The organism is Proteiniborus sp. MB09-C3 (assembly GCF_030263895.1).
Taxonomy (GTDB): Bacteria; Bacillota; Clostridia; order Tissierellales; family Proteiniboraceae; genus Proteiniborus.
In genome coordinates this window covers 1,632,355-1,657,216 of sequence record NZ_CP127161.1, presented here as the reverse complement: position 1 = coordinate 1,657,216, position 24,862 = coordinate 1,632,355, and the positions used below count along the sequence as shown (strand labels likewise).

The following is a 24,862-nucleotide window of genomic DNA, read 5'->3' as shown; positions in this document are numbered from 1 at the left end:
CCCCTTAAAAACCAAGTTCGTGAAGATACTTAGCTAACTGTGCTTCCACTTCAGCTAATTCTTCCTTGATGTCTGCTATGCTCTTGGCAACCTTTTCTATATCCACTAATTCTTCTTCTTCAAAAGTATCAACATACCTTGGTATGTTAAGGTTATAATCGTTCTCTTTTACTTCATCTATTGATGCTACATATGCAAACTTTTCAATATTTTCATATTTTTCGTAAGCGTCAATAATACGCTGAATATCTTCTTCGCGTAGTTTGTTCTGATTTTTACCTTTATCATAGTACTCATCACCAGATGCATCTATAAATAAAATATCTTTTCTATCCCTGTTCTGCTTAAACACTAAGATACATGCAGGAATACCAGTACCGTAGAATAGATTTGCAGGAAGTCCAATCACAGCATCTAAAAGATTCATATCGATAATTTTCTTCCTAATCTTTCCTTCACTAGCTCCTCTAAATAATACACCATGTGGCAATACGACACCCATCCTTCCACCTTCCGCTAATGAATGAAGCATATGAAGAACGAACGCATAATCTCCTTTTGATTTTGGTGGTACTCCCCAAGAAAAGCGATTATATGGATCTAGTGATGCTTCCATATTGAAATTCTTATCATTACCCTCCCCTGCAAAGCCTGACGCCCATTTATCAAGGGAGAAGGGAGGATTTGCTACAACAACTTGAAATTTCATCAACTTATCGTTTTCTAAATGCTTCGGATTAGCTAATGTATCACCCCATTCGATTTTCGCATCATCAATATTATGCAAGAACATATTCATACGACAAAGTGAATGCGTTTGACCGTTTCTTTCTTGTCCATAGATTTGAGCTTTCCCATTAGGAACTTTATTAAATGCTTTAATCAATAATGATCCAGAGCCACAAGTAGGGTCATAGATTCTATCATTTTCTTGAGGCTTTACTAATCTTGCTAAAAGCTCTGAAACCTCAGCCGGGGTAAAGAACTCTCCACCCTTTTTTCCAGCATCTGAAGCAAAATGTCCTATCAAATATTCATAGGCGTTTCCTATAATATCATCACCTTTGAGCCTTGATGGTCTAAGGTCAAGGTCTTTAAAGTCCTCAAGTAAATTTTTCAGCATTGTATTTCGCTCTTTTGTACTACCAAGAACAGCTTCTGAATTAAAGTCTATATTTTTAAACACACCTCTTAACTTTGTCTTGTTCTCTTCTTCCACTTGCTCTAAGGCTATATTAATGATTTCACCAATGTTTGGCTGGTTTCTTTTATCATAAATATAATCAAATGTAGATCTTTCATTCAAAACAAATCTCTCATAACGCATTTGTCTTTCAACCATTTCTACATCATTATTATACTTTTCCATCATTTCTTGCCTACGTTCTTTATATATATCACTAACGTACTTTATAAAGAGCATAACTAAAATGTAGTCCTTATAGATAGCTGAATCTATTTTACCTCTAAATGTATCACACGCTCTCCATAGTGTTCCATTTATTTCTTCCTGAGTTAGCACTTTAATCTCCATGATTTAAACCTCCAGTAATCATATTATCAAATATGATTTGATTTCTTTTATTGTTTTCTTTAATTAATAATTGAAGTAATCTTTTTTCTCTCATCAGCAATTCATTAAGAGTCACAGCTTGTTCCTGTATACTCATATCCGGTATCATAATCTCAAATTCCTTGAAAGCAGATGTTTTAAGTATTTGAATTGCTGAACCTCTTGCTTCTTTAATATATTGCTTCTTCATTTTATTGCTATTGAGATACAAGCTTAAATAAGATGGTAAAATATCATTACAATTAACTCTTATTGCTACGAAAAGAGATGGTATCAATATCCCTTCACTTTCTTCATCTATTGTAATTGATGTAAAAGGCATACTGAGTCGAACAACAATATCACCTTTTGAAGTAATATATTTACTTTCAATTTCTTCACTTGCTTTAAAGGAATCAATTTCTTCTTTCACTAGAAAACCGTCTTCATCAAAGCTCTTTAAAGTAAGAATACGATATTGAATTGCATCCACATCACCTGGTCGAGCTTCTTTTCTTTTAATTACTTGACCTGTTGTAATACTCGATATATCTCCTAGTTTTACAATTTTAATAAACCACACCTCCTATGCTGTTATTTTTTAATTAGTACAATTATATTTTATATAAACATCCATCTCTTGTCAACACCTTTTTTGTACTATCTTAAAAATAACACTGTGTTTTCTAAAATGTTTTTACGTGTGATGACTTTTATTTTCAAAATACATATTCTTAGTCTTCTAATATTTCATAATAAAACTTATTTTATTTCATTCGCTTACTATTACATCCATCCTGTCTCCTCAACCCTACTAATTTATCTATTCTGTCCACTCAACCCTTCCTAATTTTAGACTCATTTTTACCACAAAAATATACCCTCGATATGTTTCCACGTACACATATCGAGGGCTTAGGTCGAGTAGACAGATTTAATATCATTTTATGAACCCCAGTATTTTCAATGCTTCCAGAGCTTTATTTCTTAGACATCAAGCAAATGGTCTCCACATGCCTTGAGAGTACAATAATGATGTCGTAAGCATCTGGCACCCCCTTGGCGGAAAGGTATATTTCTCGAATACGTATAACTACAATCCGATTTTTTTGAAAACCCGACGCCACTCTTTTAGGATTAAAAGAACATCAAATTTATTCGGCATACCATAGTGCTGCTACAACTTTACCAGTTAGTAAAAATTGTGCACAATAAAACTTTCAAACTTGCTGTGGTTTGAGAGCTTTACTCAGAACAATTATTCAATTGAAATGATAAAAAGTTTTTCCATGATTTTGAAGGTTGCCTGAACCATGAGATCAGGCAACCTTTTTTATATTAAGTGTTGTCGATATTGTCATTTGTTTTTCTAAACTCTAACTCTTCGAATTCGTCTAATGCTTTTTTAGATAAATCTAAATAGTCATCAATTATCTTAAGCATGTTATCTAATTCGGCTTTTGCTTCTTGACATAAATCTTGAAATTCTTCATAAACACTATCCATTGCCTTTTGAACATAACCCTCTAAATATTCATCATATGCTTCTGCGCTATACTCATCTTGAATTATCTGATTAGCCCTTTCTGACGAATCAAAACAAGCTAATTCATATACTCCTTCATTACCAGATACATCCTCAAATTGATTCTCAAAAGATTCCAGATTTTCATAGTATTCATTTAATTCATCTAGGATACTATCATCAGTTAATTGGTCAGCTACATCATAAATGGTGTTAAAGAGTCTTGAGCATTTATCTAACTCTACAATAATATTATCAATTGTTATTTGGCTTAATCTTTCTTCTGTGTCATTAAAGAAATACCCTTTTCCGTCTAAATCGTCGTAATAAGAGTAAACCTGATCAAATAATTCTACTTTAAGAGCGAATAAATTTGATAAATGCATTTTAACTTCCAGTAGCAACGGAAGGTAATCATATTCAAAATATGGTGTTGATGCCTTCTCTAGTTCTTTCGTTATCTCTTCTTTCAAGAATGTAATATAATCTGGGTCTCGACTAATAATTCCAAATTCACTGTTATTCTTGCTTTCCTCAGAATAATTTGCAGAACCTACATATACCACATTATTTGTCATTACTATTTTACCATGATTGTCAAAGTTAAAGAAAACACTAACTTTCTCTCCAATGCTATCTGGTTTCAGCTTAGTTAAATAAATATCTATTTTCTTTCTTGCAGCATTTCTATAAGTATCTTTATAATATATATCCCAACGCGAAGGAATATTTGTAAATATACTTATCTTTGTTTCTGAAGGTGCATCAGCCAGTTTTTTAATGAGAAGTAACTGTTTTTCAGAAATATTGTAAGTAACAATAAGAATTTCTTCAGCGTTTTTAAAATCATCCAAAACTTCCTGATACCCTAACTCATTCTTAGAATAGATGAACTTCGCATCGGATAACATATATTCCTTTTTCAATTACACCCCTCCAATTTACTACCATTTCCCGCTATTGCTTCAACATGGACTGGTCACACCAACTCACCCATCAACGCTAATAGTGATCCTCTATGTTGTACCATCTCAATGCTATTAACATTCTGAATTAATGCTATGTGAAGGCTTTCAGCTCTGTCAATTAATGAATTAATTATCCGGATACAATCTTTCTGTTCTGTATTAAGCAATTTCATTTTACTCATAATCATGCTAGGTGTTGATTCATCTAGCGTAAAAAACAGCTTTCCTAGCAGACCTACCCAAACATCAGAAATCTGGATTAATCGTTCTGTCTTGGAATCAATGAATTGATAATTATTTAGTTTCCCACCATTCATAGTGAACGGCATAAACTCTAATGCCGATTCAGCCTCTGCTTCTTCATCAAAATAATGCATAGCATCTTTATATAATGCGCATCGACCAGTTCTTAAACTTGAGTATTCCTCAACAAGTAAACCTGGCTTATTATCTTCAATGAAAAACAGTTCCCCTCTTCTGCCATTAGTTTTCAGCAACTGCCTGAAATTTTCCAAATAGAAATCGTCTACATCGTAGTTCTGAATGAAATCACTAAGTTCAAAGCAAAAATCTTTAATTTCATCTTTCGCTAAGCTTGGATAATCGTACCTGTGAAATATAGTTAGAATTTCATCTAGATGAGCTACGACAAATCTATGCCAGCTTGCCTTCAAACTATGTACCCACTCTGGTCCAAAGTCGAACTGTGGCTGGGTAACAAATAGTGAGTCTACCATGTCTACTATGGAATAATAAATATTATTTATAGTCGCGTAATGGACATAGAGTCCACTGTTTTCTAGCCATGTAAGAAATTGATGAATTGGCTTCTTTCCTATTGCTGCCCAGAAATCAGATCCCCTACCAGCTAAAGTCTTAAACTTGATTTCCGCCACATTAATTTTTAACTCGTCATATAATAAGTCTAAATCACACGGAGGATCATCACCCTTGTATAAAACTCCTCCAAGTACGAAGTCATTATCAATGCCTTCTTCAGCATTAACTCCATTCTCAGTTAATCTAAATTTTCGAACGTTACCAGTTTCATCATAATAGAAGCAATACTTTCCATTTAGAAGTGGTATGCCTGATAACAAGTTAATCATGTTCCTATATTCGTCTACATCCATAAGAATTCCCCCTACTTATTGTTCCCTTATAATCAAATACCGTGTTTTGAAAACCAACATTTGTCGATTATGGCATTGAATCTTTCCAACATAATACTTTACAGTCTAGTTTAAATCATAAATTCTAATTGTACTTGAATCCAATATGGCAAAGACGAAAAATTTTTCTTTATCACGTTCTTAATTATTGATTCAATGTCATCTTCTGCTTTCACATTTGGAGTATATTTATTCAGTAGCTTTTCCGCCAGATATATTGAAGTTTCTCTAGGTACTCCCATTTCTATCATCCTTCTCGTAAACGCCTTATAAGCACCAGCTTGCATGCACAAAAGGAAAATACTTTCATTCCCGAATATATCAAATATAGGTTTTAACAAGAGGGGGATGTTGAACGAAACAACTTTTTGCAATGTATCAATCATATTATCTATATTTTCAGTTGCATTCTCTCCAGAATATCTCTCACCTGATAAAATTTCTGATAAAGGTTTCTCACATGACCAATCCATACATGTGCTACATAATATCGATCTACCTATCCCTTCTCTATACACCTCTGGTACATATCTGTTATACATGTGAGTTGTCGAATGGTTATCACGAAGAAATTTTAGCATTTCGTTTAGTCGAGTTTTAGCTCCTCTTTCAACAGGTGTAATTGGCAACTTTTTTGATTTAAACTCTGTGTAGATATTATCAAGCACAATTGGATCCCAATACCTGTTCTTTAAACATATTTCTTTAGGGACACTTATACTGCTCATTTTATTAATGATTGCAGCAACTTGTTCCTTTGTAAGACTTATCCCTACTTCATTCATTCTAGTTATTGCATTTTTACCATAACGAAGTACAGTTTGTCTAATATAAGAAACTAAATAACCATATTTATTCATGCCGGCATTTACACTTTCGTTCTTACTCAGAACTTCATTCACTTCATTTTTATATTCTTCATATTTATCCCCATATCCAACAGGCAATTCAACACTTGTATCCTCAAACAAATCAAACTGATTGTATTCATCTAAACCTTCAAAGCCACTTTCATCTAATACATAAGTACGTCCAATGAAGTCTTTTAATAATCTTCCAGCTCGTCCTCGTAAATTAGCCATTTCATATGAAGATAATTCCGTAGATCCAGCTTTCTTTCTTGTATATAAATGCGGATTTCTAATTATTACATTTTGTGCAGGCATATTAACGCCTTGCATCAGCGTAGTTGTACATACAACATTTTGTATTAGCTTGTCCGAAATAGCCTTTTCTATCGTTCTCCTTACATGCATAGGAAGTTTCCCATGATGATATGCAATTCCCTTTTCAAGAGTTATGCACATTGCGTAATTCTCATTTATACTATCTCTATAATATTCTATGAGATCATTTAAATCCTTTGATTTATCACTCGACTTATCTGAAAGAAAACATGCAATTTCTTTTGCTTTCTTTGATGTCGGTGCAAAAATAATGTTTTGATCTTGTAAACCAATTTTTTGGATAAAAGCAAATAGGTAGTCCATGTACTCACTTGAATATTGTTTATTACCATATCCAGCGATTTGACTTGGATTATTTATAAGTCGCGAGTAGGAAGTATCTTTAATAGCGCAATACTGTTTAAAATAGAAGCGTTCATCGACCTTCTTTATACTATATGTTAAATTTAAAACAGGGCTTATTGTCGTTGTTATATCATGAGCCTTTTTCCCAAATAATCTATGCCCTAATGTATCAATTTCCTCTATTCTCGGTCCAGAAATTATTATTTGTTCAACATTTTTCTTGTTTCGAAATTCGATCAATGTATCATACAGTATTTTAGAACGCAAATCGGAATCCACTTGTATTCTTTCTATATTTTGTATTTCATCAGCCACCAATATCATTTTTTTTGAAAATGCGGTTTTTTCATTAGAAAAAGCCGCCAATGCTTTCTCTTGAGTAAGTACATATATGGTCTTGTAATCATTACTTACATTTGGATTGAAACTATTCACAATTTTGTAGTTTTTTACGCCCAATTTTTTTAACATCTTGTTATAATCTTCTGTTACTTGGTTAAGTAAACTAAGGGTCGGAATAATATAGACTACATCAATATTTTCTGAGATAATTTTTGAAATAGTGTTTAACAGAATTACAAATGATTTACCTGCAGAGGTTGGCGCTGAGATTCCAATCAACTTTTCCTCATTTAATCCCTTCCAAATCTCTATTTGAAAGTCAGTAAGTAAAAAAACATGTTCCATTATAGTAATTTCATTTTTTTGATGTTGCAGTGTTAATGTCAACATATCAATTATACTATTTGGTCTGAAAAATTTGCCTTCACTAATATCAAATTCATCATCAATAATAATTGCAGATGTTGGATACCCTATACGAGTTAGTATCTTAAGAACAAAATTTCGTATATCATACTCATTTCGATCAACATGTTCCCACATTAAGGCAATTACCGTTATAACATAATTGGAAGGGTAATCATTTTTAACAGTCGTTAAATAATCTAAACACCTTATAGTATCCAGAATTAGCTTATAACTTCCTTTTATGACTCTTTTTTCATTAATAAATCCAGCTTTATTAGCCACATGATAGTATTCTATTTCAAGCCATTTATCTAAAACCGATTGTATCAACTCATCCATCTTTATCTCTCCCAAAGTTTACAAGTAATCTTGGAGTATTCTTGCTAACTGCTCCAGCTCCCAAACAGGAAATACTATATACGTTATTCGACTCAAGATTGGATTTGACTTCACATCAATTTTATCGTTATCAAATTTCTTGAATCTCTCTTTAATAATTGTTTCTATTTGCTCGTGTATCATATCTTGCGAGGTTATATTAATTTTCTTAGTCTCATTATATGTTATGATGCTAACCAAATGAATTTCTACATTTTCCATTGTTCCTTCTAAATATGACTCTGCAACCTCATTCATTTCACTATCTAGAAAGTCCTCATGAATATATAAATTCAATTCTTCTCTATGTTTTTGATAAGTATCCAATATGCTATCTAATGCCACCTGGAATGCCTCATTAAATTTATAATCACTTGTATATGTTTTTGCTTCACCTAAGATAATAATGTTTTTGTCGTTATCAATTTTATAATGAATTGCATCAGCACCAAATCTTTCGTGTTTTGACGATGTAGTAATCTTCATTTTTCTTAAGAGAGGAACAGCTTCAAAATGCTTCTGGATGAAGTTAAATAACAACAGTTCTCCAAATTGGCCTTGTATTAACAAGTCCTTTTCAGTTCCTTTACGGAACTTTTGATGCGCTTTTCTTATTATCTCTGAGTTAGCAGATGCAGTTGATTTCCCTTTATCCACAAATACCTTTACTAGTTGTTCATATTTTTCCGAAGAATATACCCAGTCGACTATTGTATCCACCAGATCATTAATAAACTCTTTTCGCATCTCTGATATATCGAGATATTTAATACACGTCCCAATGTGTTCATTTTGCTCAGGTATTATGTCAAATTTTTGCCTGATGATATGCATTTTATTAAACAAAGAGTCATTATTAGTGAGTCTTCTTACTATTTCTTCTTTTAACATGGCACAATTCTCCTTATATAATCATTTTTTTGCATATCTCTGTTGCCCTGACGATGTTTTTTCAATCGGAACAACACATAGATTATCTGATTTAATATAATTGAGAAATAAGGTGCCAAGTAGCAATCGATCACTCCGAGAAATCCGATTCCATTCGTAACCCTTGAACAGATCACGTAAAAGGAATACTTCTCCATGTAATAGATTTGATAACTCACCTTTTGCTTTATCTAATAATTCATTCACAGTTGGCATTATCTTACCTCCCACAAGAATAACAATATCAACAACGTTGTTATATCAATTGTACCCCTGTGAGAAGATTTTCGCAAGTAGAAATGACCAAATACTAGGAATTATTTAATCCTACAACATTCTAAACTCAGCTTGCATAACAGATGCTTCTTCAGCATCCCAAAGTGCTTGCATCTTTTCTCTGGTCACCACTGTGAATTCTTTCGGATCCACTTCACCCATTTGTATAGGGTCTAGATAAAAAATAATATTTCGGCAAAACTCTTGGTTTGGACAATTCATAATAAATCCACCATAGATGGATTCCACAATCAATCTATCACACATATCAGTCAAAACAACTTTATCTGCAGTATAAGCATGCTTACCAATAAAGTTTGCGATGTTTTCTGGAGTCATATTAAACATATAGTCCGTATGCTTCCCACCATTTCCTTTTTCATAAACATAGGCATATCCGAGTTTCTCATCCATCATTTCATACAATTCTTCTCTATTCATTTTTATGTACCCCTTTCATATAAGCTGCTACTACGGTAGCTATCACGTTTACATGTTTATTTAAATGTTAATCTGCCAACAATAAAACCCTCAGCATTTTCTGAGGATTTTAGTCTTACCAGATTCTTGTTATTATTAGAGCAGTAACTCCTTTATGTATCCTAGCTACTGCCCCTGTTATTTTTAATCATAATAATCTACCATCTGCTCCATCACTATGCCTGATTCAAACTGTATCTCCAGTCTCTCTCCCTTATTCACTTTGATGGTGTTTATTAATCTTCTGACTAAGTCTTCATCAAACTCTCTTACCTGTGGTCTTACAGTCTTTAGGGTAGTGTCCATTTCCGTTAGTTTCTGTTTATAGTTCTCAGCCTGTTTCTTCTCCCTTACAAGCTTTAATTTCGCCTGTTTAAGCTCGTTTATCTTCTCTGATATTCTTTTGTACTCATTATCAAAATCTTCTGCTACAGCTCCTTGTTTTGCGTTTTCTTCGATTAAGGCTAGCATCTCCTTTTGCAGGGATTCAATCTGTTCGTCATATTCTGTAGGGATATCTTTGGTTGAGTATCCGCCGATGACTCTGATGACATTTTCTCTGAAAGCTCCTATAAAATCTCCATTGTTTTCTACTACATTATTAATAGCTGTCATAATGGCATTATGTAGTGGTTCTTCTTTTAAGGTAGGCGAGTGCTTGCAAGATGCCTTTGCCCCATTCTTTAGCCTGTTCTCACATCGCCATACTGCGCTTTTTTGTCCATATTTTGACCATGTCTGCCTACGGTATGGATGTCCACATTCGGCACATACTAAAATTTCTGTTAATGCATATTTGGAGCTGAATTTGCTCTTTTCTTTTTTTAGCTTATTTGCCTTTCTTGTAACTGCCGCTTTATTCAAGCTGGCTCTTCTAGCCTTTTCTTCCTGTACCTTATAAAATAATTCCTTTGGTATGATAGCCTCGTGATTATCTTCTATATAATACTGAGGTACGATTCCGTTATTCTTCACTCGTTTCTTTGTTAGGAAGTCTACGGTGTAGGTTTTCTGCATTAGGGCATCTCCCATATACTTTTCATTGACTAACATTTTTTCTATTACACCAGGATGCCATGTTTCCTTTCCTGTGACAGTTTTGATTTTATCTGCCTCCAGAGCTTTTATAATCTCCCCTATACTACTTCCTTCTAAATACATTCTGAAAATTCGTCTCACTATTTCTGCTTGTTCAGGTACTATGACTAGTTCACCATTTTCATCTTTGGTATATCCCATAAACTTCTTATGATTGATGCTGACAATTCCATTTTCATATCTTCTTGTTAAACCCCATTTTGTATTTTCACTTAGGTTTCTGCTTTCTTCTTGTGCTTGACTGCTTAAGATGGTAATCAGTAATTCTCCTGTACTTTCTAGGGTATTCACACCTTCTTTTTCAAAAAATATGGCTATATTCTTTTCTTTAAGTTTTCTGATGGTCTGGAGCGAGTCTACTGTATTTCTTGCAAATCTGCTGACTGATTTTGTTATGACCATGTCTATTTTCCCAGCCATACAGTCATCAATCATAGCATTAAAATCATCACGCTTTTTTGTATTAGTGGCTGACTTTCCATCATCTGCATAAATCCCTGCACTCTTCCAATTTGGGTTGCTTTTAATTTTCTCTGTGTAGTAGGATATCTGAGCCTCATAACTGCCCTCCTGTTGTTCTAAGGTGGTACTAACTCTACAGTAAGCTGCTACTCTTAGGGTTTTTAGCTCCACCCTTACATTCTTGTCATATATTGTCTGTGCTGGTATAAATGCTACATTCTTTTTTGCTACTGCTACTGCCATTTCATTCATCCTCTCTTATTTTCTCATGATCCTCCTCCATAGTTATGCCATTGATAAATTCTACTAGGATTCTTCCATCTTTATAAATAACTATCTGATTTATTATGTTTATAGATATATCTTCATCAAACTCTGTTAGCTGTTCTTTCTCAGCCAGTAATTTTTTTATTTTTTCAGTGTTATAATCATAATCATCTATTTTAGCGATGCTATAATATGCCTTTGCCCTTTTAAAGATTAGCTCTGATAATTCCTTTGATGAGAAATGCTCTTCGTACTCTAGCTCTTTGATTCGTTCTTCCAGCCTTCTAATTTCTAAGGTGATCCTTGGAGGTTCTTTTTTCCTACCTTTATCTAGCATCCACTTTCTTGATAAGATTTTATTGATTGCTGACAAAAATGTATCTTCTATATCTTTTTCAGTTAAAAATAAATTTCTACAGTGTACTCTATTTTGGTAGATGTACCTCTTACACTTCCAGTTGCTCTTCTCAGATGGTCTGCCAGCATGTTCAATGTATTTGCGGTAAACATCACCACATTCTCCACACACTAATTTATTGCTATATAAACTTTGATTTTTCATGCTATTAGGTTGCAGGGTTCTTCCTAGTTCTTGCTCTTTTTTCTTTCTTCTTTTCTGTACAGATTCAAAGGTTTCCTTATCTATCATCTGAGGATAAAAGTCATCCCCTACGTACTTAATATTTTGAAGTATCTTTCCTACGGAGCCATGATTCCAATTAGGTTTGTTATTAGCATTTAAAAATCCTGCGTTTGTAAGTTCTTTTGCTATGGCATGTAAGGATGATCCTTTATGGTACTCCTCAAATATCTTTTTAATCACATCTACCTTTTCTTCATCAATTATTACTTTTCCATCTACTATCTTATAGCCAAGTGGCATATGCCTTTGCATCATCCACCTCACCTCACTTTCCATAATACTCTGTCAGCTCCAGATTATTAATTAGCTTGAAGGTAATCTCATAATTTTCACCGATAATAATATTTTCCACTGTATGGAGAAATAGGTTTTCGTCATACTCTTCTATAATCTCTGGGTTATACCTTATGATTTCTAGTAGCCTTGCTGTTCCTATGATTTCTTTTTCATAACCGTTATTATCAAGGCATTGATTCCTCATTTTCTTAATAGCTTCAAGTTCTACAGTCAGAGCATTTTGTCTTTCTATAAAAATAGCAGAGTCAATATACCCTTTCGATACGACTCTACTAAGGATATGACTCTGCTCTGTTAATTCCATAATTCTATTATTTAGTTTTTTAATTTCTTCTTCCTGCTCATGATCCGTTCTTAAATTCTTCAAGGATTCAAGTAGTGGATAAAGGATATCTGTATAATTACTTATAAGTTTATTCCACATGGTTAGGAAGGTTTCTTTTATAATATCCTCCCTTACAGCTTTCATGCTGCATTTACTTATATTCCTTATATGCTGGACACAGCACCACTGAATTTTTTCATACGGTTTACCGATATAAATCTTTTGTCTCCTAAAGGTGCTACCACATTCCTTGCAGATGATTTTGCTGCTAAATTCATATCTGTTTTGGTATTTTCCACTATCATCTACTCCCATTTGATTTCTTCGATATTCATAAATTTCTCGGACCATCTGCCCTTCTTTTCTTGTAATAATGGGTTCGTGATTGTTTTCAATAAAATACTGAGGCAGTTCCCCTTTATTTGATTTTCTTTCAAAGGGAAGTACCTCAGTTGTATATGTCTTTTGTAATAATAAGTCTCCCTCGTAGATGGAATTTTGTAAGATTTCTTTTACTACACTGTCCTGCCATTCTTCTGCTGAGCGTATGGTTGGGACATTATCGTCATTTAAATACCTTGCTATTATATACGAGCCTTTGCCATTTAGATATTCATGAAAAATTCTACGGACAATCTTTGCTTCATCTTCTTTTATTATGAGATTTCCATCTTCATCCTTGGTATATCCATAAGCAGGATCACTAAGCTTAAATGTTCCATCTTGAAATCTCTTTTTAACTGCCCATTTGTTATTAGTGGAGATGCTTTCTGCCTCTCCTTGTGCAAGGGAGCTTAGTATGGTAATCATCTGCTCACTTTTTTCTGATAGGGTATTAATATGTTCTTTCTCAAAATATACCCCGATACCAAGTGCTTTTAGCTTTCTGATAGCCTCAATACTGTCTACTGTATTTCTAGCAAACCTTGTGACGGATTTTGTAATGATCATATCAATTTTGCCGTCTTCACAGTCTTTTATCATCCGTAGAAATTCATCACGTTTTTTTACTTGCGTACCACTTTTGGCTTCATCAGCGTAGATTCCTGTGTATTCCCAGTCATCTCTTTTTCCGATAAAAGTCTTGTAATATTCTACTTGTGCAGAAAAGGAATTCTGTTGTTCTCTTGAATCAGTACTTACTCTGCAGTAGGCACAAACTCGTTTTTTAGGTTGTAATTCTAAAATAACCTTTTGCTTTACAGGTTCTATTTTTCTTACTTTCTTTGCCATGGTTTTTCCTCCTTTCCTTTAGAACTTTAGTTCCTGTTAGCAACACACATTATCACAAGAATTCAAATATAGCTAGTGTTATTACACATATACTTTTGCAAGTTGTGGAGAAAAGGTCTGACGGTTTAATTCATCAATTTTTGCATATTCTTCATCCGTTATAATTCCTCTAGAAAGTAAGATTTTCAGTAGTTTTAAAGCCATTTTATATTCTACTTCTTTCGCTGTTTGCTCTTTTGTCATCACCATTCCTCCATTCATGTAAATTTTATTATTGTTTATGTAAGTATTTTTCATCTGCTTAATATCACAAAAATAGGGACCGCCATTTTAAATAAAAAACTTATAAATAGACTCTTGTCTATTTCAAGCGATCCCCATTGCTTCTAATATTAAGAATTTGTGTTGTACTTAGACACTACCTTCCCCAACACACAAAGCCTTGCAAGCAAGACTTATAGGGCGATTACATAAACTGCAATTGGTTATAACTGCTTTAGCAGTTATTGCATCATAGGACTCTCACCTCCACCGGGATCTCCGCTGGCTGCCCCCATTGCGATGTCTGTGGCTGGGCAGAAGTATCATTATAGGCTGATGAGGTTATTGCGAACAATCTACCATAGATTGTTTCTTGGGACGGATGGGTATCGCTTTTCACCTTATTTTGCCGACTTTAATAAAAACAGAGATTAAAATATCTGTTCTTACAGGTGGTCTTGGCGCATCCTCCATTGTCGCTTTTCCATTTCTGGCTCATCAGCTAACGTATTTATGCAATCGGATATTTAGTTTTCAAAGTACAAGACAGGGAATAAAAAAGATCCCCTCAATGTGTAGGCAACGAGAAGACCTTTTTGACAACCATTTTTGAAAATATTTTATTTTTCTTTTAATATTCTTTTTATTTTGATTAATCTTTTGGATATGGCATTTTGTGAACAGTGCAATTTCCTTGCAATTTCACGCTGCGTATAACCTTCTAAAGCCAATAAAGTTAAAAGCTCTAATTCATCATCACTTAAATCTCTTAGTTTTTTAGAAAGTGCATCATCAGAAATAGTATCTATCCAAGCGTACCTTCCTGAAAGCTCCATTTCATCAAAACTTGTGGATAGTGATGTAAACCTTTGAAACAGATTAGAGCGTGTTTCTGCATTTTGATCATCTATATTTTCTTCTGGTATAGCTTGTACACGATTTTCGTAGTTTCTTCTCATGCGAAACCAGCTCCAATCGAATTCATATAGTTCCTGTATTGCTTTCTCACTCATTCCAACTTTTTGGTATTGCTCACGTAATTTCTCCCATTCTCTATCAAAGATAAATTTTTCTTTGCTATAATTAAAACCCATTTTAATTCCTCCGTTTTCTGATTTTTAAAAATGAATGTAATCATCAGAAAAAGGAGGAGAACGGCATTTAGTATGTAAGCTAGACTTTGGCTGTTCCATGTTTCCCCCTGTTTTTGGGTAAAGAAAAAGCCCGGAACAACATTAATTTGTTATTCCAGGCTTCTTCAGCACCATATATTTGGAGAAATGGGCATAAAAATAACCCCGACATAAATGCCGAGGTTCTTGATTGTTATTTTATTTTAGGCCATTACTTCCCCATAATACAGAGTATAGGCTATTGACAATTCAAAGTCAGTACGTAGATGGTTCGTATCTAGTTCAACTTTAGTTCACACTTAGTACGCATTTTGCTTTTCTTCAAAGAAATATAGTAACTCATTTTCTTCTATAGTACTTGTCCCATTAAATATAGCTTGATATTTGGGAAGAGAATATCCCCAAAGTGCAATTCCAAATAGTTTTATTGCCTCTTTCTTTTTTGTATAGAAACTTGTCCGCTCTATAGAAAGATATTCCAGTATTTCTGTTTCTGTCATTGGATATGCTGTAATATAGCATTTTGACAATATTTCATGATACAGCTTTCCATTTGTATGATAATTATAAATTTTAATCATTGCTGTATCTACAAGATCTATCATCCATTTAGTCTCAAAAATACAGGAAACTTTATCACTAAACTTGTCCTTCTTTTCAGTAGGTGCAAAATCATTTAAATATGTTAAAGCTGTAGCAAGCTCATTGCTATAATATGACTCACATGCTTCCCTTACATAATTAGCTTCTTGAATGGTTCTCCATACTACATCCCTGTATATAGCAAGAACAAGTTTTGATTTATGAAAAACCTGTTCCTCATCAAGGTTCATACCCTCATACATCTTTGAAATATTCTTCATGTTTCTTGTAAGTCTCATCCCATACCTCCGTTGTTTTAGGGGTATTCTATTTACATGTTATATTCCCCACCCCATATTTTTATTGACTATTGACAAAATGTGAAGATTTATGTACTATAGTATGTGTAGTTATTCTTCACATTTATATTATATGAAGATAACCATCATATGTCAATAGTAAAATATGTTTTATGAAATATAACTTCATATTCAAGGAGGATATTATGAGATTTGGAGAAAAACTTAGAGACTTACGGAAAGGGAAAGATATGACCCAGACTGACTTGGCAAAAGAAATCGGTGTTTCACTACGTACAATTATTAGCTACGAAAATAGTAACAGCTATCCAAAGAAACGAGAAGTTTATTCCAAATTAGCTACACTTTTTAATGTCGATATTAATTATCTTTTGACCGAAGATGAAGAATTTATCACAAAGGCAAAAACTAAATATGGCAATCGTGGTGCAAGACAAGCTGAAGACTTAGTTGCTGAAATTGGTGGATTATTTGCAGGTGGTGAATTATCAGAAGCAGATAAGGATGCTGTTATGCGCTCCTTACAACAAGCTTATTGGGATGCCAAAGAGGAAAACAAGAAGTATACTCCTAAAAAATATAGAACAGATGACGATAATAATAATAATTAAGTCCAACTAAATGTACAACTTTTTTACTATAATCACAGGGGAATAGTAGATTGTTTATAGGGGGGTGCTGCTTTGATTGACTCTTTCAAAATATATAAGAAAGCAAATGCTCTTGTCAAACGTATAGGGACAAGGGATACCAGACAGATTGCTAATGAACTAGGTATCAAAATTTATTACGAGAATTACGATGACCTACTTGGCATGTATACCTATCGTTGGAAGCAACGTATAATCTTTATTAATAATAATTTAGATGACCACATGCGCCAGATGGTATTAGCACATGAAATCGGTCATGATATTTTTCATAGAAATTTAGCCAGTAATGGTCTTAAGGAATTTGAGCTTTTCGATATGAAAAATACTACCGAATACGAAGCCAATATCTTTGGTTCTCATCTATTAATTGACAATGATGAGGTGTTAGCTCTAGCTCGAGATGGTTATGATATAGTGCAGATTTCAAGCATGTTAAATTCACATATTAATCTGCTTCTGATAAAGATGCAGGAAATGAATAAAATGGGGTATGATTTTAATGTACCTTATCGTCCTGAAGGTGATTTTTTGAAGAAGATAAAAGTATAAAGCTCCTATCGTTCATTTTTCTAAACAGTGGGAGCTTTTTATTATCCTATTTTCATATTTTTAATTCCCCCGAATTCGAGGGAATTAAACTATTTAAATGATATCAATATGTTAAAGAAAAATTAATCTAACCAGATTTAAAGTATAAAACTAATTAAAGTGGTCTTAACTTCAATGAACCTTATCATCCTAAAAATGATTTTTTTAGAAGATGAAGCATAGATCCTGTTATACTTTAATTTATATTCGGCATTGTAACATCAATAAACAGACAAACTCAAATGTGCATCATAATCTTTTATTTCAATACTATCCTTATTGTACACATACCCTATTTTATCTAACTTTTCACATAAACATTTCTTACCATAGGATGGTGTTGTAGATGTGTTTTTTGCCTCCATTAGAATAACCTGACTTGATTTACGGTTTGGATGGATAATCATTCCGTCAAACTCACATAACTTCTTTCCAGGAGAATCCTGTCGATATACTAAAATACTAGCTGGTATTGTTATGGTTGTATCGTTTTTTTTGTCCATTTCCAAACAATTTACAAGAAAATTCACTTCATGTTGTTCATCCTCTGTTCCCCCACCTGCCTCAAGCAATTTTTTTATTTCTGTTATTCGACTATTTCTTCCCCGTGTACATAGAACACAAATATCTTTATCAATAGTTGGTTCTATTACGATGCTATTCTCTAAAAATAAATAAAAGATAAAAAACTTACTAGCCAAAAGATATCTCACATCGCTTGATTGGTGAACAGATACATTTTTTATTATGTTAATCACTGATTTTAATATACGTAACGCAACGATAGGCTTATTAGTACAGGTTTTCTTTATCGATACAAGAACAGTCCTTTCACCTGAATGTCGATCATAATACCCAATCCTAACATGATTAGTATGCTCCAATTCATCTAATAATTCTTGCGACAATTGCTTATCGATAGCATCAAATGTTAATTTTAAAATGGCTTCATTTGAATAATCTCGGGATTGACGATATTGTATATTTAAAATACTTTCTGTATTACACCATAAATCCATATAGTAATCCATCTTATATAAATCTCTATTGCTTTTTAAAGAAGAAACCATCTTTCTAGAAATTATATAATAACATATTGCACTGGAATTTTCGTTATAGACAGAATCATCAAGTAATTTGCTGATTGAGTTAATCAGATAATGAGCAGGTTGTTGATCATTATAATTTGATAAAAGCTCTCGAAACAGCAATAATATCGCATCATCATTCCATAAGTCAATTGTAAAAGGAGTATTAGCTATTTGTAAATCATATGCTATATACGAAACACTCCTCACGTTGCGAAAAATCTCAAATACATAATGTAGTTTGCTATCAATTGGAATTGTATCTTTATTTATGTACGCATATAAAATTTCTTGTGCCAATAGCACAGATATCTTGTTTTGATTACATCTTTCCAGTACAAGTAAAGAATTTAAAAGATGGAACCTTTGATAATTACGCTCTGTGATAATTTTTTTCACAGTATTCTGGAAACGCTCAGTTTGCGAATTGTTGACCAGTTTTTTATAAAATGCATTGTCTTCATTTGCAAGCATAACAATAGCTCTCGATGCAGTAAATGTATTATAAAAATGTCCAATACTATAAACGAGCGATAGTATCTGTAAAATATCACCTACGGTCAATCTTTCATTTTTAGCTAAACAGTTTATATTTTCACCAAATTCCTTTGCCTTTACAGGATTATTATATGTATACTTCAACGTTGGTTGTAATTCTTTTTTTATTAATTGATGAAAATACAATTGCAGAATAGTGTAATCATATCTTGATTTCTTCAAACTTTTTTGGACCTTAATTACACCAAGTTGGGGAATACTACTAATACGATCAATGATTCCCAAAGAATACAGTTCATTATATAGTTCAGTAGCATAAGCATATAAATCAACCTTAACTTTTAAGTTGCTTTTTCTAGACTTTTGCTTTGGTAAAAGATTATGCTCAATGATTGACATCTTGTAATTCCTTTCTAAAAATCCCTGTCCCAATAATTCATTTTGGAACAGGGATAGTATTTTGTAATTTACTTTTAATACATGACCTTTATTATCTTTCAATATAATTCAAATAGCTAGCTTTGTATATCTATTTAGAAATTAATTACTCGTTCAAATTCCAATCAACATCTTTCACAAGAGTGTTTATAAATGTGATTTCATCGTCAGTGATATCATACTTAGCATATAAAATATCATCATTCCATTTTTTTGTAAAATCTTGCTGTGGAACTAAACCATATACTTTTTGGGTAATATGTTGTGCGCTCTTTAATAGTATAAGCATAAAACGGAAAAATTTTGTTCTCATATATTCAGCAACATTTTTAGCAGTTAATTCATTCTCGAATGGACCTATAACTAAATACGTTTCCGTACAAGCTGTATTGACCCCTGCAACAATTGGTTTAGATAATACAAGATGTGGGTAATCATCCGCCCCAGGACTTGCATATGGTACAAATATCTTTGTATCGTAAATCCACTCTGTGTTTTTGGGAACTTGACTTAAAGAAATATATCCGTTCTCCCCAAATCGATGTAGGTATATATTTTTCTCTTCAGTTTTTGAAAGAGAAAAACCAGTGAAGTTTGTGGCTAAACCAAAAGGTTTTCTTGAACTTACTAACTTATCCATAGTTGGTTCCCCAAAAGTTTGAACCTTCCTTAATATAGTTATTGCTTTATTGTACCTAATAAATGTTTCTGCATCTTTTTCTAATAAAGGTCGCTTTAATTCACTTACCACTGTATTGTTTTGATGATTAAAAATAGTACAATCATCATGCTTATCTTTAGACCATAAAAAATAGCATACACCACCACGGATATTAACATTTGAAAAACAATCAGATGTTTCTGGAAAGTCATGAATAACATTTAGTTGGTCATCATTTAACATCTCTTTTCTAAAAGAGTCTAATCCCTTTCCGCCCGAATACCATCTTGCAGGAATAATCATAGATAGGTGCTTAGGATTAAGTGCCTTTGCCTGTTCTATAAAAAGATTATATATTGGTTTAGCACTATCACCATAACCACCATCACTAATTTGATAAGGTGGATTACCTACTACTGCATCAAATTTCATTTCTTTCACTCCCTCTATCTTCCAATAGCTTGGTTTTTTAACACGATTAATAAATTGTTTAGGCTTATTCTTCATCATATTAATGAGATCGTCAAAATAATGTGAGTTCACAGGAACATCTTTAAATCCGACTAAGGTACGCTTTGTAATAGATTTTGCCATAGGCGTTTTACAAATAACAAACACATTCTGCTGAACTGTTTCATTCCAAAGCTTTCCTTCCTGTTCAACGGTCAGTTCATATTCTGAATAAGATACACACTTTCTACGGAAAATGCTATATGCCACATAGAGCGGATAAAGGCCTGTCTTAGAATTAATTTCAAGTATCTTAGCATCTTTGTTGCCAAGAGTATCTTCTGTTACTTTGCCATGGTCAATATATCTCGGCTCTTCAATTATCGTATTGTGTTCTGCGTCATAGAAGTCATAGCCTCCCAAACAGTCGCTCATATGCATATTTACTACCCTCCACGGGGTTAAGACTGTTTCTTTATCTGGATTCTTAAAACAAGAGAAGATTTGTGCAATTTTTTGTACACGCTCTGTCGGCGGAAGTTCATCTGCGCCTTTTACGGTATTACGGATTTTTCTTCCTGCAGCTACAAATATTTCAGGATCATAATATTTAATAAACCCCTTAAATATTTCCTTGCTTACACCATTTGGCATAAACTCATCCCAAGAAGAATCATCAACTATATCAACAATTTTTTCCATCGTAATATCTTCATCTATAGTTATATCTGCTCCATAAATAAGTAAAGGCATACGGATAGAAATACTGCGAAGAATAGACCGTGCATTTGCAGCCTGTTTATTTTTTTCGGCTATTTCCTTTAACTTTTCTTCTTCTTCTGGAGTACGCTCTCTTTTCGGTTTTTTCTCAATACGTTTGACTTCTTCATATTCTTCATCAGTAAATCCTTGATTATTGATATCTATATCATTAGACTTAGGAGCTGTTTTTGATGCGCCTACAATTCCTTTTAGTTTTTTAAATTTTTCTAAATCAATTTCATTAAGTTTGAGTAACTCATCATTATATAGATTATTATCATCAAATCCGTTTTGAACTGCTCGTTCAGCATAGGCACGTTTCAGTTGTTGTAATAGCCTATTTGTATCATATTTTTTCATAACTGTTCCGTCAACTGCAATAACTGGGCAATAATTTAAGAATTCTCCTATAATGCGCCTGTCAGATTCATCTGTTTTTCCCGCCTTTGTTGATATTGCAACGGACTCAGCAACCATTTTAAGCGTTCTATCTGGTGCAAAATCAAATACATAACAGTTGCGTTTTATTTTTCCATTCTTATTACAAGGTGATTGTACACGAAATATAGTCTGTAGATAATTTGCAGCAGAAGTGGAAAAAGAACCTGAAAGCATAAATACAGCCGTCCACTCTGGCACAGTAACCCCTGTGGTTAACTTGCCACATGATAATGTAATAGTATACCCATCTTCCCCTGCACTATTAATGGCATTACGAACCTTTTTAAGTGCCTCTTCAGATTTTTCTTCCTCATCTCCATCCCCTGCAACATTTACAATGTCAAATGCTCCACTACCAAAAATAGAATGTTTTTTCATCATTTTACTCAAGGCTTTTGCTTCTTTTACGCCCGGAACCATCCATAAAGAATGCTTGAACAAGTTACGATATTCTTCTGTGGCATATGGATACTGACTTTTCTTATCTTCTTTAGTAATAAGATTAAGAAAACTCCAGACATCATCTTCATGGAAAAAGCTTCCTGCTTCTATTCCCGTTGGGAGAGGTTTGCGGTCAGATTTCATATCTCCAGTCCATACACGAAAAAATTCACGGAAATTAAATGCTTTATCTTCTAACTCAACATAAATACTATCTGATATAAGTTTACCAAGGTCATATGTAAAAATCTTAAGTTCAGGTAATTCGTCATAAGGATTTGAATCACCAAAGTGCAAACTATCCCATTCATACTTACGACTCTGCTCCATAACGTAGTCCCAAGTATAAATATTTTCATCATAATCTCCAAGAATATTGAAAGGTGTGCCAGAAAGTGCAAGGAACTTTGTATCACATCCATTCTCTTCTTTGACAATATTCTTTATAACATCATTACCTAGTGCTGTTGTTGTACCTTCATGGGCTTCATCAACTATGACAAAGTCCCAAGTAGTATCAAACACAGCACTGTTCTTATCAAATTTACCACCAACTAAATCAGAACCCCTCAAGTCTTGCATAGATGCAAAGTACACAAAGTTCTTATCTGTTTTTAGCAATTGATCAACCGTATAACCACTGTTCTTTGAACCATAAATATAACCATCCACACCTTGAAATATTTTACCGAAATCCTCGTACCAACCGCTGTCTACAACAGGTCTATGTGTAATAATAATAGTTTTTTTGAATTTTGATTGGCGCACAACTTCAAGGGCACAGAGTGTCTTTCCAAAACGCATCTTAGCATTCCACAACATCCTATTGCTACTTTTAAACTGCTTAAGTGTTTTAGCAATAGCTACGTCTTGCTCTGGTCGAAATACGATAGGTACGAATTGATCCGATATAGCATTAGAAAGATTATATTGTCCTTTTTTTACTGCTTCTATTGCTTTTAGAGCCGTTTTAATATCTATTTTAAACCACTCACGACTTGTAGAATCCCTTAACTGTTTTTTCTTGATTCCAGAGTTCTCAAGCACTCTATGTACATGATAATCCCTAAATGCCTTTAAAACAGGCATATTGCCCTTATCTTTTACAGTGCGAACGGCAAGTTCTGTATGTAAAAGTTCGAAGGACACACCTGCAGTATTGGTATATTCTTTAATGCGAGCTTTTGCAGCTTGATTTAATGCCTTGCAATTTGGAGGAAGATTATCAATAGACTCTTCTGTTTGGATAGTAGTATCACCTATTTTTAACAGTCCCTTATGAGTTTCATCCCTTATTTCAAAGATATATATCAGCTTATATTCGAATGATGATGTAAATAACTTCTCCATTATTTTCCCCCTCCTACTAATGACCTATACTCAATAATAATCCTTGAACGCCAATCCTTAATCTTGCAATATTTATGTTCAATTTCATTGTTAATATCACCATAGTTATCAAACAGAGTTAATTGTTCGAACCAGCACCGCATATCACATAATGGTACTGAAAATGTAATTCCATCCATTTGCCATATATTCCAAGATATAATTGTGGCTATTCTCTTCAATTCTATTAAACTTGGGGAACGCTCAAATTTATATTTCATATTTTCAATGTAAGTATATAAAAGGTTCTCACGTGCTAAAAGCAGATTGTCTCCTTGATATTCATATCCATATACACTTTGAAAGGCTCTTTCAGTCCATTTTTGCCATTCATCTTCATCCTCTAGATTTTCATTTATCACCCGCATCTTGCGATCCAGTAACCCTATACGTGACACTAATTCAATTGTTTCTCCAGTAACGGTATCATATCGACTTACCAAATACGGTGCCTCACCACATGTAATTTCGATTCTTCTTGCATCAACATAATCTTTCCAAGTTCGCCCTTTTTCATCTGTAAAAGGTATTTTATTATTTGTTGGTTTCCAAGATTTGCTTTTTTGTATATTAAATACATCTTTTCTTCCAAACCATTGTTCATCTATAAGGTTATTCTGTTCATTACATACCCATGAAGGGGTAAAAACTTCTGCCTTTTCTCTTGTCCGGATATTTTGCTTTTTATAAGTTTTAGTTATTCTAGGTTGTATAACTTTGTCATTAGAATTTGTAATTAAGAGAGGCTTAATTTCACATTCTGCTTTATACAAATCTCCAAATTTAGAATAATCATTTGATGCCCAGATTATGTTCTGATTTGTAGTTCTATCTTTGAGGAGGATATTAAGCAGTGATTGCCCATATGATACAACATCTTCTTCTATAATATCTACAATAATATTTGACTTCACTCTATCCCTCCTTGGTATAATTTTATAATCAGATAAATACAAATTACTCCTTATCTTCATCTGGAATAAACTCCAGTATATCATCTACACTGCAATTAAGCGTTCTGCATATACTTTCTATAGTTTCCAGTGAAACATATCCGTTTCGCTTAAGTCGAGTAATAATATTAGCGGAAAAACCAGCTTGTCTCTGTAGATCCGCATTTGTGATTTCTTTTTCTATTAACAAGTGGAATAGCTTTTTATAGCTTATAGCCATCTAATAACCCTCCTTGATCTACCAAGAAAATAGCTTTATATAATTTTATCACGCTTGCGTGAATTTTTCAACATAACAACAAATGATTTATAACAT

At 33.3% G+C, this 24,862-nt stretch carries 20 protein-coding genes; 2 read left to right on the top strand and 18 right to left on the bottom strand.

From position 1 onward, the window contains the following. Positions 1-4 precede the first annotated feature (4 nt). The 14 genes from QO263_RS07935 to QO263_RS07870 all read right to left on the bottom strand — a co-directional run bounded on the left by QO263_RS07935 (position 5) and on the right by QO263_RS07870 (position 16,163). Positions 5-1,534, bottom strand: coding sequence for a type I restriction-modification system subunit M (locus QO263_RS07935; protein WP_191741614.1), 1,530 nt, complete (start codon positions 1,532-1,534; stop codon positions 5-7). Continuing rightward, the gene (locus tag QO263_RS07930; RefSeq protein WP_191741615.1) at positions 1,524-2,135 is read right to left on the bottom strand and encodes a restriction endonuclease subunit S; all 612 of its coding nucleotides are present in this window, start codon (positions 2,133-2,135) and stop codon (positions 1,524-1,526) included. Before QO263_RS07930 ends, QO263_RS07935 begins: the two co-directional genes overlap by 11 nt. 755 nt (positions 2,136-2,890) lie before the next feature. Next, positions 2,891-4,003, bottom strand: a complete 1,113-nt coding sequence (locus QO263_RS07925) for a phospholipase D-like domain-containing protein (protein ID WP_285628563.1) — start codon at positions 4,001-4,003, stop codon at positions 2,891-2,893. A gap of 53 nt (positions 4,004-4,056) precedes the next feature. Next, positions 4,057-5,178, bottom strand: a complete 1,122-nt coding sequence (locus QO263_RS07920; protein WP_285628561.1) for a DUF3800 domain-containing protein — start codon at positions 5,176-5,178, stop codon at positions 4,057-4,059. Between the two features lie 110 nt (positions 5,179-5,288). Then, a complete protein-coding gene (locus QO263_RS07915; protein WP_285628558.1) occupies positions 5,289-7,838 on the bottom strand; it encodes a DEAD/DEAH box helicase in 2,550 nt (849 codons plus the stop codon). Between the two features lie 18 nt (positions 7,839-7,856). Next, complete coding sequence (locus QO263_RS07910; RefSeq protein WP_285628555.1) at positions 7,857-8,768, bottom strand: HamA C-terminal domain-containing protein; 912 nt, start codon at positions 8,766-8,768, stop codon at positions 7,857-7,859. A gap of 21 nt (positions 8,769-8,789) precedes the next feature. Beyond that, positions 8,790-9,023, bottom strand: a complete 234-nt coding sequence (locus tag QO263_RS07905) for a single-stranded DNA-binding protein (RefSeq protein WP_285628552.1) — start codon at positions 9,021-9,023, stop codon at positions 8,790-8,792. A gap of 111 nt (positions 9,024-9,134) precedes the next feature. Further along, the gene (locus tag QO263_RS07900) at positions 9,135-9,524 is read right to left on the bottom strand and encodes a resolvase (protein ID WP_285628549.1); all 390 of its coding nucleotides are present in this window, start codon (positions 9,522-9,524) and stop codon (positions 9,135-9,137) included. Between the two features lie 183 nt (positions 9,525-9,707). Next, complete coding sequence (locus QO263_RS07895; RefSeq protein ID WP_285628546.1) at positions 9,708-11,366, bottom strand: recombinase family protein; 1,659 nt, start codon at positions 11,364-11,366, stop codon at positions 9,708-9,710. 1 nt (position 11,367) lies between these two features. Then, entirely contained in the window at positions 11,368-12,288 is a 921-nt protein-coding gene (locus QO263_RS07890; protein WP_285628543.1) for a recombinase family protein, read from the bottom strand. A 10-nt stretch (positions 12,289-12,298) separates the two neighbouring features. Beyond that, positions 12,299-13,888, bottom strand: coding sequence for a recombinase family protein (locus tag QO263_RS07885; protein ID WP_285628540.1), 1,590 nt, complete (start codon positions 13,886-13,888; stop codon positions 12,299-12,301). 81 nt (positions 13,889-13,969) lie between these two features. Continuing rightward, on the bottom strand, positions 13,970-14,131 hold the full coding sequence (locus QO263_RS07880; RefSeq protein ID WP_285628537.1) for an SHOCT domain-containing protein: 162 nt from the start codon (positions 14,129-14,131) through the stop codon (positions 13,970-13,972). Between the two features lie 638 nt (positions 14,132-14,769). After that, on the bottom strand, positions 14,770-15,243 hold the full coding sequence (locus QO263_RS07875; protein WP_285628534.1) for a sigma factor-like helix-turn-helix DNA-binding protein: 474 nt from the start codon (positions 15,241-15,243) through the stop codon (positions 14,770-14,772). A gap of 338 nt (positions 15,244-15,581) precedes the next feature. Further along, positions 15,582-16,163 carry a hypothetical protein gene (locus tag QO263_RS07870; protein WP_285628531.1) on the bottom strand — a complete coding sequence of 194 codons (582 nt, stop codon included), beginning with the start codon at positions 16,161-16,163 and terminating at the stop codon, positions 15,582-15,584. A 206-nt stretch (positions 16,164-16,369) separates the two neighbouring features. On the opposite strand from QO263_RS07870, the gene QO263_RS07865 reads away from it, so the two are divergent. Both QO263_RS07865 and QO263_RS07860 read left to right on the top strand, forming a co-directional pair. Beyond that, positions 16,370-16,795, top strand: coding sequence for a helix-turn-helix transcriptional regulator (locus QO263_RS07865; RefSeq protein ID WP_285628528.1), 426 nt, complete (start codon positions 16,370-16,372; stop codon positions 16,793-16,795). Between the two features lie 72 nt (positions 16,796-16,867). Further along, positions 16,868-17,386 carry an ImmA/IrrE family metallo-endopeptidase gene (locus tag QO263_RS07860; protein ID WP_285628525.1) on the top strand — a complete coding sequence of 173 codons (519 nt, stop codon included), beginning with the start codon at positions 16,868-16,870 and terminating at the stop codon, positions 17,384-17,386. 260 nt (positions 17,387-17,646) lie between these two features. On the opposite strand, the gene QO263_RS07855 is transcribed toward QO263_RS07860, so the two are convergent. The 4 genes from QO263_RS07855 to QO263_RS07840 form a co-directional block, all read right to left on the bottom strand. Continuing rightward, positions 17,647-19,410 (bottom strand): hypothetical protein, encoded by a 1,764-nt coding sequence (locus QO263_RS07855; protein ID WP_285628522.1) that lies wholly within the window; start codon positions 19,408-19,410, stop codon positions 17,647-17,649. A 145-nt stretch (positions 19,411-19,555) separates the two neighbouring features. Further along, complete coding sequence (locus tag QO263_RS07850; RefSeq protein ID WP_285628520.1) at positions 19,556-23,554, bottom strand: Eco57I restriction-modification methylase domain-containing protein; 3,999 nt, start codon at positions 23,552-23,554, stop codon at positions 19,556-19,558. After that, entirely contained in the window at positions 23,554-24,507 is a 954-nt protein-coding gene (locus tag QO263_RS07845) for a restriction endonuclease subunit M (protein WP_285628518.1), read from the bottom strand. Before QO263_RS07845 ends, QO263_RS07850 begins: the two co-directional genes overlap by 1 nt. 43 nt (positions 24,508-24,550) lie before the next feature. Beyond that, on the bottom strand, positions 24,551-24,766 hold the full coding sequence (locus QO263_RS07840; protein WP_285628516.1) for a helix-turn-helix domain-containing protein: 216 nt from the start codon (positions 24,764-24,766) through the stop codon (positions 24,551-24,553). Positions 24,767-24,862: the final 96 nt, after the last annotated feature.

What these genes read in the sequence shown, in the direction of transcription:
- QO263_RS07840 (WP_285628516.1), bottom strand. Translation starts at nt 24,766, where the DNA reads ATGGCTATAAGCTATAAAAAGCTATTCCACTTGTTAATAGAAAAAGAA.
- QO263_RS07880 (WP_285628537.1), bottom strand. Translation starts at nt 14,131, where the DNA reads ATGACAAAAGAGCAAACAGCGAAAGAAGTAGAATATAAAATGGCTTTA.
- QO263_RS07910 (WP_285628555.1), bottom strand. Translation starts at nt 8,768, where the DNA reads ATGTTAAAAGAAGAAATAGTAAGAAGACTCACTAATAATGACTCTTTG.
- QO263_RS07870 (WP_285628531.1), bottom strand. Translation starts at nt 16,163, where the DNA reads ATGAGACTTACAAGAAACATGAAGAATATTTCAAAGATGTATGAGGGT.
- QO263_RS07895 (WP_285628546.1), bottom strand. Translation starts at nt 11,366, where the DNA reads ATGGCAGTAGCAGTAGCAAAAAAGAATGTAGCATTTATACCAGCACAG.
- QO263_RS07915 (WP_285628558.1), bottom strand. Translation starts at nt 7,838, where the DNA reads ATGGATGAGTTGATACAATCGGTTTTAGATAAATGGCTTGAAATAGAA.
- QO263_RS07905 (WP_285628552.1), bottom strand. Translation starts at nt 9,023, where the DNA reads ATGCCAACTGTGAATGAATTATTAGATAAAGCAAAAGGTGAGTTATCA.
- QO263_RS07850 (WP_285628520.1), bottom strand. Translation starts at nt 23,554, where the DNA reads ATGGAGAAGTTATTTACATCATCATTCGAATATAAGCTGATATATATC.
- QO263_RS07890 (WP_285628543.1), bottom strand. Translation starts at nt 12,288, where the DNA reads ATGATGCAAAGGCATATGCCACTTGGCTATAAGATAGTAGATGGAAAA.
- QO263_RS07935 (WP_191741614.1), bottom strand. Translation starts at nt 1,534, where the DNA reads ATGGAGATTAAAGTGCTAACTCAGGAAGAAATAAATGGAACACTATGG.
- QO263_RS07865 (WP_285628528.1), top strand. Translation starts at nt 16,370, where the DNA reads ATGAGATTTGGAGAAAAACTTAGAGACTTACGGAAAGGGAAAGATATG.
- QO263_RS07855 (WP_285628522.1), bottom strand. Translation starts at nt 19,410, where the DNA reads ATGTCAATCATTGAGCATAATCTTTTACCAAAGCAAAAGTCTAGAAAA.
- QO263_RS07875 (WP_285628534.1), bottom strand. Translation starts at nt 15,243, where the DNA reads ATGGGTTTTAATTATAGCAAAGAAAAATTTATCTTTGATAGAGAATGG.
- QO263_RS07885 (WP_285628540.1), bottom strand. Translation starts at nt 13,888, where the DNA reads ATGGCAAAGAAAGTAAGAAAAATAGAACCTGTAAAGCAAAAGGTTATT.
- QO263_RS07920 (WP_285628561.1), bottom strand. Translation starts at nt 5,178, where the DNA reads ATGGATGTAGACGAATATAGGAACATGATTAACTTGTTATCAGGCATA.
- QO263_RS07900 (WP_285628549.1), bottom strand. Translation starts at nt 9,524, where the DNA reads ATGAATAGAGAAGAATTGTATGAAATGATGGATGAGAAACTCGGATAT.